Here is an 11809-nt window from a genome sequence, read left to right as displayed (position 1 = left end):
CGTATCAGAGGTTTGACGCCAGAAAACACTCAATTTTTCGCGAGGAGGCGACAGAATGCTCTGAACTATAGGAATCGTCAGCCGCTGGAAACTTTTAGGATGACTTCATTATTTCAAGGAACCAGGCAGCTTTCCTGTAGATATTCTCCTGGCATACCCAGTAGTCATTCCAGAGACTGACCCAGGTCCCGACACAGCCCGGGTCCTTCAGCCCTTCCCACCCCCTGTCTTCGGGCCGATCGTGCAACGCGATAAGAGTGTCGTGGATTGCGATAATTTTCTCCTCGGTAATATCATTCACGAGCCAGCCGCATTGCGGACACCACCATCCGATTGGGATCTCGCCCGGGAGATTATCTTCATCTATATCGTGAATGAAGGCACGGGTCATCCTGACATTATCACAATATGGGCTTGGGCAGATAGGGGCGAGACGCAGCATGCTCATCGGGCTCTATTGGATATGGCGACGTTTAGATAGATGAATTTAATCTCCGCCGGAGAGATTTTTCATTTGACTCCTGGCCGGAGGACCACCCTGTCGCGATGCCTCGGCCGCGACCTCCCGATAAACCCGGGTCCGGCCCCCGACGATATGGATCGCCAGGAGACCCTCTATGATCGAAAAAACGCCCGGTAATCCCCGGTCCTGAGCGAGTAGAACAAAGGATTGTCCGGTCCCTCCAGTCTTCTTCGGGTCGGCATCCTCGGCGAGTGATGCTAATCGCTCGCCTATCCGCAACGCGATGGATCGTGGGATATTTTCATGTTACAGCGGGCCATCGCGGTAATGACCCCCCGGATCTCCTCTGCACTGAGCGGCTCCTCGTCAAAACACCGTATTTACCGCAGGTCCTCGATCTTCCAGCCCAGGTAATCCTTGATGACCGTATACGCGAGTTCCGGCGGGATCGCCCCCTGCTCCGTGACGATCAGGTCGATATACTCCGCAGGGGTCACGTCGAAGGTCGGGTTCCGGACCCGGACGAAGGGGAGTTTCTCCGCCTCCTCGCGGGGCAGCACCTCGGAGGGGTCCCGCTCCTCGATCTCGATCAGCTCCCCGAGGATCGTCCGGGGCGCAAACTTGTAGGTCTCCGCCGCCACGATGACATTCGTCCGCGTCTCGTTTGCGGAGTGGGCGATCTGGGCGGTCCCGATCTTGTTCACCACCGCCCCGTTCACCGCAATGGCGTCGGCGCCGACGATGACGAGGTCGACATCGTTGATGAAGTAGCGGACCGCCGAATCGACGATATAGTTTGTGCGGATTCCGGCATCGTTCAGGGTCCTGATGGTGATGAGCCCCTGCCCCCGCGGCCGCACCTCCGTCGCGTAGACCTCGATATCCTTGCCCTGCCGGTGCGCCTCGAGGATGCACCCGAGCGCCGCCTCGGAGTTGCAGTGAGTCATGAGGACGTCGCCGTCGGAGATGTGGCGCGCCCCGATTGCCGCTATCTGCTCGATTGCATGCTCCGAGTGGTCGACGAACTCCGCCGCCCGGCGGAGAACCTCGTCCCGCGCGGCTTCCACGGATTCAAACGAGTCCAGGGCCCGCATCACGTATCGTACCGCGTTCGGGAGCGAGACGGCGGTCGGCCGGGTCCCGGTGAGGATATCCGCCGCCTTCCGCATCTCCATTCTGAAGGTATCGGGGTCGGATGTATCGAGACTCCCGGCATAATCCGCCAGTGCCTCTACCGCCGCCCGGGCGATCCGCCCGGCGCCCCGGATCTCCATATTCTTTATGCTTGCTGCCGTCTCACTCAGTAACATAGTCATTCATTCAGACGACCACTACATAGATTTATTGACGTGAACACACATGTCGGTAGCCGTTGTTTTCGATAGTGCGGGCACACTTCTGCGCACCTACCGGGTGGCGCGCGATCTCCTCCACGATGAGATGCTGACCGAGGTCGAGACCACCACCATCACCTTCGGGGCCGAGGCAAGGGTGCTTGTCGTCCTCCACCTCCACTCCCGGGACGTCATCGAGGCGCCGGAAGACCAATTGCTCTCGGCGTTCTTCCTCGATCGGTCGATCGGGTTCGGGGTAGCCTGTTCCCGGCGGGTCATCCCTGCAGAGGCGGTCGCAGAGATCCTCTACACCGACAAACACGCACGGATCGGCGACCTACAGGTCTGCATCCGGCGGGTCTGGGCCTGCTGCAAGAGAGAATCAATCGTCACCATGAACAGCGGCGTGATCCTGAACATGGACCTCCCCGGGATCGAGTTCACGGTGACCACCGGCGGAAGACCGTTTGACGGCGCGAAGGAGGCCATCAGCGAACTGCACCGGATGGGCGTCCCCGCATACATCGCATCGGGGGACCGCATCACCAAACTCGAACGGATGGGCGACTACCTCGGCATCCCCCGGGAACGGGTCTACGGTATCGCCACGCCCTCGATGAAAGCCCGGATCATCGAAGACCTCAAAGAGCAGTATGACAAGGTTGTTATGGTCGGGGATGCCATCAACGACCTGAACGCCTTCCGGAAAGCGGATCTTGCGGTGCTCACCGAGCAGCAGTCCGACCGGAAACCCGACATCCTGTACGCCACCGCCGACCGGGTCATCCGTAACGTCAGCGAGGTGCCCGGTATCGTGGCGGAACTTCTCGCGGACACCACGACGACCGGAAAAAGTGCAACAATATAAACCCTAATATGATACCACGAGAAGACTTTAACGAGGAGCTTGAGATGACCCCACTCATTACGGTGAAGGATCTCTGTATGGAGTTCAACGGGACCGTTGTACTCAACAATATCAATTTTGAGGTGGCAGAGGGAGAGACTGTCGGTATTATCGGGAGAAGCGGGGCCGGAAAGACCGTTCTTATGCACCTTATGCGGGGTGTGGACCAGCCCCCGACACGGGGTGCGGTCGTCTATCACATCGTCGCCTGCAGTGCGTGCGACTACATCGGCGTCCCTGGCGAGAAGGGGAAGCCGTGTCCCGTCTGCGGCGGCGAACTCAAACCGGCGGACGTTAACCTCTGGGCGGAGGAGAACGCGGCGATGAAACGGCGGATCATGCGGCGGACCGCCATCATGTTCCAGCGGACGTTCGCCCTCTACGGCGATGACCGGGTGATCGAGAACGTCCTCCGGGCGCTCGACGATATCGGCTATCCGGCGGAGAAAGCGGTCAGCAGGGCGGCTGACCTCATCGACCAGGTCCGGCTCTCCCACCGAATGATGCACATTGCCCGGGACCTCTCGGGCGGCGAGAAGCAGCGGGTGGTGCTCGCCCGTCAGCTCGCCAAGAACCCGTTCATGCTCTTTGCGGACGAACCGACCGGGACGCTCGACCCGGAGACCGCCACGCTCGTTCACCGGATGCTCATCGAGAGCGTGAAGAAAAACGATATGGCGATGGTGGTCACGTCGCACTTCTCAAGCGTCATCGAGGACGTCGCGGACCGTGCGATCCTCCTTGAAAACGGGGAGATCAAAGAGATCGGAGCCCCGGAGGCCGTAATCAACCGGTTCATGGAGAACTACAGCGACGTCGAACAGCACGAGGCGGGAGTGGTCGGCGAGAAGATCCTGGTCGCCCGGGACGTGGTCAAGCGTTACCTCTCGGTCGACCGGGGCGTGGTCAGGGCGGTCAACGGTGTCTCCTTCGATGTCTCCGAACAGGAGATCTTCGGGATCATCGGCAAGAGCGGTGCGGGTAAGACGACCCTCTCCCGGATCATAGCGGGGATCCTTGAGCCCACGAGCGGCGAGATGAACATCCGGATCGGGGACGACTGGATCGACATGACCAAACCCGGGATCGAGCACCGGGGCCGGGCGAAGGGCTACATCGGCCTCCTCCACCAGGAGTACGACCTCTACCCGCACAGGACGGTGCTCGACAACCTCACCGACGCCATAGGCCTGGAATTCCCCAAAGAACTCGCGATGAGGAAGGCGATCATCACCCTCGGCATGGCCGGGTTTGCCCCCGAGAAGAGCCGCGAGATCCTGGACCGCTACCCCGGTCAACTCTCCGAGGGCGAGAAGCACCGGGTGGCCCTCGCCCAGGTCCTCATCCGCGAACCCCTGCTCGTCGTCCTCGACGAACCGACCGGCACGATGGACCCCATCACGAAGATCGACGTAAAACACTCGATTCTTCACGCCCGCGCGGAGATGGACGAGACGTTTATTGTGGTATCGCACGACATGGAGTTCGTCCGGGATATCTGCGACCGGGTGGTGCTCATGCGGGGGGGCAAGATCATCAAGATGGGCCCGACGGAGGAGGTGCTCGCTCACCTCACCGAGGATGAGCGGCGGGTGATGGGAGCACCTGCTCCCTGAGGTGCCGACGATGAAGATCGACCTGGACGGGAAGGCTGTAGAGATGCCGTCTGGGTCCCGGCTCGGGGACCTCCTCCCCGGGCGGGACGTGCGGTGCAGCGTTGCGGTCATCCGCCCGATGATCGCCGAGGAGGGCAGCGCGGAGGTGCAGGAGGTCCGGTTCGTCACCACGGCCGGGGATATGGTCGTCGAGGTGGCGGACCCTGCCGTGGTCTCCCGGATCTTCGTGTCCGGGCTTGCCGAACAACTGCGCCTGCACTGGCAGGACCGGCACGCCGCAGCCTTCGGGCCTTTTGCATCGGACGTGCGGCCCGCACGGGAGCCTGGCCGATACGAGCGGGGCGACGTGATCCTCGGGTGCGGCGGTTACGACCCCGCCCGGTCATACCTGATCTTCTCGCGCATGAGCCATACCGCCGACTACGGCGCTCCGGCGAACGGCGGGGTCATCGGCAGGGTCGTTACCGGCCGGGGGCTGCTCGACCGTATCGGCGAAGGCGACCGGGTCACCGGGGTCGAGCGGGTGCTCAGGCGTGCGGACCGGTCGCACGCGATCGTCACCCGCGATGCGGCGTTCCCGCTCGAAGACGGAATGCAGGTCGTCTCCTACGTGGAAGCGGAGGTGCAGGGGTTCGGAAAAGACGGGATCGATACCCGGACCGCCCGGAGCGTCGAGCACTTCCTCCTCTCCGTGAAGAAGGGCAACTTCCCGGTGGACCGTTCGAGCAGCACCCACATCGCCGACACGCACCTGGTCCCGACGAAGGTCCCGGAGGAGTTCTCCGGACCGAGACTTGAAGGGACCGTTACGATCCGGACCGCCGGAAAATCTTCGGGAGCCATCTACATCTACACGCAGGGCGTATCGGCAAGTCCGGTGCACACCGTCGTCGGTCGGGTGGTCCACGGCATCGAACTCGCCCGGTTTGCCGGTAAGGGAGACCTTCTTGCCCTCCGGGCCGATCCGGAACAGTTCGATCTGGTCGGTCTTTCGCTTGAGGAGGCCGGGGAGGCCGCCGCCCGGCGGGGTATCGCCCTCACCGCAGACTCGACCGAAGGCGACCGCGTGGTGGTCGGCCAGACCCCCGAAACAACCCTCGAGGTTCTCGCCGGGGGGGCGGTCCGGGTCGCAACAAAGCCCGCCGACCACGTCATCAGCATCACCCTCGACGGGGCGGCCGCCCCCCGGTCGGTCACGATCTTCCGCGAGGTGACCGGGCTCAAACATCACGCCGTCGGAAAGATGCCGCTCGTCTTCATCTTCGAAGACGTCTTCCTCTTCAAGCCGAAGATCGGCAAGGGCGTCGCGATCATCCCGGAGAACACTCCCACGGGCGAGGTGCCGGCCCTCACCCTTGCGATGACGAACGACTCCCGGCGGGGCGTCGGCATGGTCGGCATCCGTATGACGCCGAACGCCGAGTTCGGCCCGACTGCCGAGCCGCTCACGGGGACGAACGTCATCGGGAAGGTGCTTGATGCGGGGAACCTTGCCGGGATGCGCGAAGGAGCGACGGTATATGTAAGGGAGGTGGAGTGATGGCCGAGTATATACCCGCGTACGTAGGTACGGTGACGAAATACGTCTTCGTCGAATCCCCGACCATGACCCCCGGCGAGCTCGCGCTCCGGGCGTACGAGGTCTCCGAGGGCGTCCTGATCAAGGAGACGTGTTTCGGACTGCAGGTGACGGGCGAACCGGAGGCGGTCGACCGCCTCATCGACACGATCCGCGGGTTCGATCCCAATCACATCTTTGTCAAGGACCGGGGGTTCCCGCCCGGCGACCCGAGACGGTGCCGGGCGAACCTCGGCGGAGCGCGGCCAGGCTATCTCGGCCATGAGCGGGAGTTCCGGATTCTCCGCTATATCACCCACGGCCTTGAGGAACTCGACCGGCGGGGGGCGGAGGAGCCGGCGGCACCGCCCGCACGCGAGAAGAAGAAACCCACACTGGATATTAAGCGATTACAAGAACTGATAGAGACAGAGGAGCCCTGAACAGAATGGCAAAGGTGTTTATCTATCCTGCAACGAGCCTCATCCTCTCCGACCTGGTGGCCCGGTTCGGACATAAACCGCTCGGTGCAGCCCTCGGTATCCGGGAACGGATACAAACCGCCGGGATCGACTCCCCGCCCCTGCAGATCACGCCCGAAGAGCCCAAGCACGGCCTGAAGTATGCGGCGGTTGAGGTGCCGTCAGGTGTTCGGGGGCGGATGGCGATCTACGGGCCTCTCATTGAAGAGGCCGAGGCTGCGATCATCGTTACCGACGCGGACTTCGCGTTCGGGTGCATGGGGTGCGCCCGCACCGACGAGTTGATCCTCTTCTCCCTGCGCCAGAGCGGCATCCCGATCCTGGAACTGAAGTATCCCACGGACGAGGAGGAAGGCGTGCAGTTCGTCGCCGCCATCAAGAAGTTCCTTGCCGGTCTCCCGAAAGAGGAGGGCAAGGCATGACCCGAAAAGTAAGGATCGCCCAGCTCTCCTGCGGCGCCGAGTACAGCGGCGTCCAGAAGGAGATCTATGCGGCCGCCGAAGCGGTGGGCGCCGAAGTCTTCTTCCCCGATATCGCCCTCGCCGACGTCGAGCGAGCGGTCGATGCGTTCGGGCTGGACGTCAAAAGTGCCGACTTAAAACTCATGATCGCCCGGGGCCTGGCTCTGGTGGAGGGAAAAGTCGATGCGGACGGGGTCTTCATCGGCACCTGCTTCCGGTGCGCCGAGGCGGCTATCGTGAGAAACGAACTCCGGCGGTACATCCCCGAACACTCGCGGCTGCCGGTGGTGAGTTACTCCTTCACCGAGCGGACGACCGCAGGGACCCTTCTCACGAGGATGGAGGCCCTGACCACCATCGCCAGACGGAGGGCCCTCCTTGCCCGCGAGGAGCAGACCGGGATCACCATGGGCGTCGATTCGGGGTCGAGCACGACAAAGGCGGTCGTGATGAAGGACAACAGGATCGTCGGCACCGGCTGGCTCCCGACGACCGAGGTGCTCAAGAGCGCCGAAGGCACCATCGCCCAGGCGCTTGAGATGGCGGGCATCGCACGGGAGGATGTCCAGGCGATCGGGACCACCGGATACGGGCGGTTCCTGGTCGGAAAGCACCTCAAGGCCGACCTGATCCAGGAAGAACTGACGGTGAACTCGAAGGGCGCCGTCTACCTCGCCGGCCACCAGCGGGGAGCCTCGACCGTCATCGACATCGGCGGCATGGACAACAAAGCCATCAGCGTGATCGACGGTATCCCCGGGACGTTCACCATGGGCGGGATCTGCGCCGGTGCGAGCGGCCGGTTCCTGGAGATGACCGCGAAGCGCCTCGGCGTGGACATCACCGAACTCGGGCCCCTCGCCATGAAAGGCATCGGAAAGAACGTCCCGATGAACAGTTACTGCATCGTCTTCGGGACGCAGAGCCTGGTGAACGCGCTTGCGGCAGGGAGTTCGCCCGAGGACGTGGCGGCTGCGGCCTGCCACAGCGTTGCGGAGCAGGTCTTTGAGCAGCAGCTGCAGGAGATCGATATCAAGGAGCCGGTGATCATGGTGGGCGGCACCTCGCTGATCGAGGGGCTGGTCTACGCGATGGGCCAGCTCCTGCAGACCGAGATCATCGTCCCGCCCTATTCCCAGTATATCGGCGCGGTCGGGTCCGCCCTGCTTGCGTCCGGGTTTGTCCAGGGGGAGTAGATGCCCCCGTTGACCTACTTCGTCGTCGAATCTCCCGATGCCGTCGGGAGAGAAGTCTACGAACGGATCGCGTCGGACGTGCTCCAGGACCTCGACCTCATCAAGGTGATCGACCGGCTGCACATCTACGTCGACCCGAAGGTGCCGATCTTCGTCGCTGCAGGGCTGCTCCGCCATATGCCGCGTGAGATCCGCGTCAGCGACTTTGCAAACATCAATCCCGGCGACGCGGAGATCGTTCTCGACATCGGCGACGAGACTTACCTTGCGCCGCTGCTCCGGGAACTCTGGGCCCGCTTTGGAAAAGAGAACGTCGATCAGCCGGACCGGTTTACGGTCGTCCTCCCGGCCGGCGTGGTCGGAGAAGAGGAACTTGAGAGACTGGTGGTGGCCGACCCGAGCGAGACGCTGTATAAAGACGTCATCTACGCGCTTCAGTACATCGCTCCCGAGGGGTTCAAGGTCCGCCGCCAGTATATCAAGAACGGTAAGTTTTACTACGTGGCAAGCGAGGATACTCTGCCGGGAGACATCGTAGAAACGGTTGTCGCGCCGATCTTTGCAAAGATGGGGGAGACGTTATGACGACGCTGGTGCCGGTGACCTACAAGGGAGGCGTCTACCGGCACGACGAGATTGCGGACCTGATCGACGACCTCGGGGGCTACATCGTGCAGAAGCACATTATGGCCCAGGACGTCGTGCTTCAGTCGTTCGTGCCGCGGGACGACATCGGCCTGATACGGGAGGTTGCAAAGCCGCTTGCGGGCGAGGTGACCGAAGCGCCCCTCGTCGGGACCGAGATCGCCGTGGTCAGTCCGAGCCTGGAGATCCATCACCTCCCGCACACCGCCTGCGACATCGCCGAGTACCTCCGGCGGGCCGGTGCGAAGACCAACATGGTCGGGCTTGCGCGGGGGTTCGGCAAGCGGATTGCAAACCTCAACGACGAGGAGCGGGACATCATCAACGAGCACGATCTCGCCGTCTACGCCCTCGGCAACTTCGAGGAGTGTATCCGGCAGAAGTTCCCGGTGCTCCGGCGCGGAGTCCGCGTGCCGATCGTGGTGACCGGCGCCCCGGACCGCGAGACCCTGATGCGGATCGTCGACCCGCCCGCCGAGGGCTACGTCGGCGGCATCGGGAGGATCATGCACCGGTTCAAACGCCCCGAGGAACTCGCGAAACTCGATGAGCTGGTGGACGAGGTCTCCCGCACCCTGGACGCCCGGCGTGACGACCTCGCCAAAGACCCGCTCTCCGTCTTCCCTCCCCGTCTGATGGCGATCATTGAGGACCGGATCCATGAGGTCAGTATGCTGACGCACCCGACGCCCGTGACCGTCCAGATGGAGGGGCTCCGGGTGAAACTCCCCTACGACCCGTATGCCCCGGCCGTACGGTCGCTTGAGGTCGTTGAGGGTGTCACCGTCGGAGATATCGCCGACGTCACGCCGTCGCGGATGCGCAATTACATATTGATCCGGATTAAACCCTTCTCCGAGACCGGGGTACTGGTGTAGAGATGGACTTCGAGAAGATGCTCACGAGGGTTGCGGAACAGGGGTCGGACGTGGTTGCGGAGGAACTCCTCCGGGAGATCGAGGCGGAATACGGCAGGGTTCCCCTGATCTTTGAGCGGATGGCGGAACGACCAGAGATCCTCATCTCGCACCTGCTCTACAAGGGTGCCGTGGCCGAGACCAGCCAGCTCGAACCGAAGGTGATCGAGCTCATAAGCCTTGCGGTGGGCGCAGCGCTCAAGTGCCGCCACTGCGTCGAGTATCACATGCAGTCGGCGATGGCGAAGGGCGCAACCCGGGCGGAGATCCTCGAGGTGATCCTGATCGCGGGGATGCTCGCGAACTCCGCGGTCCTTGCGGACGCCTACCGTGTGGTGGACGGTTCCGGTCCCTGCCCGTCGTGCGATATCAACGGGACGGGCCTTGGTAAGACCCGCCCGGATAAGTAGTCGGAGCATGTGCGGCATTGCCGGGCAGTTTGCCCTGAACGGGGGAGAAGCGGACCCGGACCTTGTCCGGGCCATGGCAGAGCGGCTCTTCCACCGCGGTCCCGACGGCGAGGGGAGTTTCTTCTCCGGTCCGGTCGGCCTCGCTCACCGCCGTCTTGCAATCCTCGACCTCTCCGACGAAGGTCGGCAGCCGATGGCAAACGAGGACGGGTCGCTCTGGATCGTCTTCAACGGCGAGATCTATAACTACCTCGAACTCCGGGAGGAACTCTCCGCCGCCGGCCATCGGTTCTCCTCCGCAACCGATACGGAGGTGATCCTGCACGCCTACGAGGAGTGGGGGAGGGACTGTCTATCCCGGTTCAACGGGATGTGGGCGTTCGCCCTCTGGGACGCGCGGCGCCGCGAACTCTTCTGCGCCCGGGACCGCCTGGGCGTCAAGCCGTTCTACTACACCCTCGTCGGGGGATCGTTTCTCTTCGCCTCGGAGATCAAGGCGCTCCGTGTCCATCCTGCAGCCGGCGGGAAGCCGAACGACCGGACGCTCTCGACGTTCCTCGCCTGGGGGGTTGCGGACCATACCCCCGAGACGATGTACGACGGCGTTCTCCAGCTCCCGCCGGCGCACTCGTTCGTCGTCTCCGGGGAGGGAAGCGGGGTCCCGGAGCGTTACTGGGATTTCGCGGTGAACGACGCCCCCGGGGGAGACGTCGGAGACGATGAAACCGCCCGAGGGCTCCGGGACCTCCTGGCCGATGCCGTCCGGCTCCGGCTCAGGAGCGACGTCCCGGTAGGGACCTGCCTTTCGGGCGGCATCGACTCCTCGACGATAACCGCCCTGATCAACGCCCTTCTGCGTGCGGAAAACCCGGGGAGCGTCGGCGACCGGCAGAAGACATTCTCGGTCTGTTTCGACGACGAACGGTTCGACGAGAGCAGGCATATCGATACGGTGGTTGCGGCGACGGGGGTCGCGAGCCGCCGGACGACGCCCGCGACGGAGGGGCTCTGGGAGGACATTGAACGGCTCCTTTACCTGCAGGACGAGCCGTTTGCGTCGCTCTCGATATACGCTCAGTACTGCGTGATGCGGCTTGCCCGGGATGAGGTGAAGGTGGTCCTCGACGGGCAGGGGGCCGACGAGCAGCTCGGTGGCTACATCGCCTACCAGGCGCCTTACATCCGGGGCCTCCTCCGGCAGGGGCACACCCTCGCGGCGCTCCGGGAGGGTGTCGGAAGCGCGAGGCGCCACCGGTCCTTTTTTTCATGGGCGGTCCGCCAGTCGCGGGTCCGGTCGGAACGGCGGGAGCTCCTCCGGGGGTCCGCGCCGGAGGTCCTCCGGTATGCAGGATCGCTCGATCAGGTGCTGAAACGGGAGATCACCGCATCGAACCTTCCCCTCCTGCTGCACTGGGAGGACCGGAACTCCATGGCTTTCTCGATCGAGGCCCGGGTCCCGTTCCTCGATTACCGGGTCGTGGAGTATCTCGCGTCGCTCCCGCTCGACCAGAAGATCCGCCGCGGCGTCACGAAGTATGTCCTGCGGCGGGCGATCCGGGGGCTGGTCCCGGACGGCGTCCGGTGCAGGATGGACAAGATGGGGTTCGTCACCCCCGAAGAGGTCTGGATGAAGGGGGAACTTGCGCCGAAGATCCTCGCGCTCTTCTCAACGCCTGCGTTCTCCCGGCGCCCCTACTGGGATGCAGAGCGGGTGCTCCGGAATTACCGGGAATTCCTTGACGGAAGAAGTGCCTACTCCACCGAGTTCTGGCGGATAGCCTGCGCGGAGATGTGGCTCCGGCAATTCGACACGTAGGCGG

The 11809-nt window shown here is 63.4% G+C and carries 12 protein-coding genes; 10 read left to right on the top strand and 2 right to left on the bottom strand.

Annotation, left to right across the window (positions count from 1 at the left end; all coding sequences use genetic code 11):
* Window positions 1-94: 94 nt before the first annotated feature.
* Window positions 95-448 (bottom strand): hypothetical protein, encoded by a 354-nt coding sequence (locus BP737_RS11335; RefSeq protein ID WP_342686184.1) that lies wholly within the window; start codon window positions 446-448, stop codon window positions 95-97.
* Window positions 449-843: 395 nt separating this feature from the next.
* Complete coding sequence (locus BP737_RS11330) at window positions 844-1773, bottom strand: ribose 1,5-bisphosphate isomerase (protein WP_292408974.1); 930 nt, start codon at window positions 1771-1773, stop codon at window positions 844-846.
* 49 nt (window positions 1774-1822) lie between these two features.
* Here BP737_RS11330 and BP737_RS11325 point away from each other — a divergent pair, with 49 nt between their 5' ends.
* Genes BP737_RS11325 through asnB form a run of 10 tightly spaced genes read left to right on the top strand, consistent with a single transcriptional unit; the run spans window position 1823 to window position 11805 of the window.
* Window positions 1823-2665: an HAD family hydrolase gene (locus BP737_RS11325; RefSeq protein ID WP_292408972.1), complete on the top strand. Its 843-nt coding sequence runs from the start codon at window positions 1823-1825 to the stop codon at window positions 2663-2665.
* A gap of 44 nt (window positions 2666-2709) precedes the next feature.
* A complete protein-coding gene (atwA, locus tag BP737_RS11320; RefSeq protein WP_292408970.1) occupies window positions 2710-4320 on the top strand; it encodes a methyl coenzyme M reductase system, component A2 in 1611 nt (536 codons plus the stop codon).
* Window positions 4321-4330: 10 nt separating this feature from the next.
* Window positions 4331-5860, top strand: coding sequence for a methyl-coenzyme M reductase-associated protein Mmp3 (mmp3, locus tag BP737_RS11315; RefSeq protein WP_292408968.1), 1530 nt, complete (start codon window positions 4331-4333; stop codon window positions 5858-5860).
* On the top strand, window positions 5860-6321 hold the full coding sequence (locus BP737_RS11310; RefSeq protein WP_292408966.1) for a methanogenesis marker 6 protein: 462 nt from the start codon (window positions 5860-5862) through the stop codon (window positions 6319-6321). The genes mmp3 and BP737_RS11310 overlap by 1 nt, the downstream gene beginning before the upstream one ends.
* Window positions 6322-6326: 5 nt before the next feature.
* Window positions 6327-6782: a methanogenesis marker 5 protein gene (locus BP737_RS11305; RefSeq protein ID WP_292408965.1), complete on the top strand. Its 456-nt coding sequence runs from the start codon at window positions 6327-6329 to the stop codon at window positions 6780-6782.
* A complete protein-coding gene (locus BP737_RS11300; RefSeq protein ID WP_292408964.1) occupies window positions 6779-8017 on the top strand; it encodes a methanogenesis marker 15 protein in 1239 nt (412 codons plus the stop codon). Before BP737_RS11305 ends, BP737_RS11300 begins: the two co-directional genes overlap by 4 nt.
* Window positions 8018-8602, top strand: coding sequence for a methanogenesis marker 17 protein (locus BP737_RS11295; RefSeq protein WP_292408963.1), 585 nt, complete (start codon window positions 8018-8020; stop codon window positions 8600-8602).
* Window positions 8599-9540: a methanogenesis marker 7 protein gene (locus BP737_RS11290; RefSeq protein WP_292408960.1), complete on the top strand. Its 942-nt coding sequence runs from the start codon at window positions 8599-8601 to the stop codon at window positions 9538-9540. The genes BP737_RS11295 and BP737_RS11290 overlap by 4 nt, the downstream gene beginning before the upstream one ends.
* Before the next feature lie 2 nt (window positions 9541-9542).
* Window positions 9543-9989, top strand: a complete 447-nt coding sequence (locus tag BP737_RS11285; protein ID WP_292408958.1) for a carboxymuconolactone decarboxylase family protein — start codon at window positions 9543-9545, stop codon at window positions 9987-9989.
* Window positions 9990-9996: 7 nt separating this feature from the next.
* Complete coding sequence (asnB, locus tag BP737_RS11280; RefSeq protein ID WP_292408956.1) at window positions 9997-11805, top strand: asparagine synthase (glutamine-hydrolyzing); 1809 nt, start codon at window positions 9997-9999, stop codon at window positions 11803-11805.
* The last annotated feature ends 4 nt before the right edge of the window (window positions 11806-11809 follow it).

This window comes from Methanoculleus sp. UBA291, assembly GCF_002499755.1.
GTDB classification, from domain to species: Archaea; Halobacteriota; Methanomicrobia; order Methanomicrobiales; family Methanoculleaceae; genus Methanoculleus; species Methanoculleus palmolei.
The sequence above is the reverse complement of the archived record's forward strand: the minus strand, read 5'-3'. Positions and strand labels throughout refer to the sequence as shown.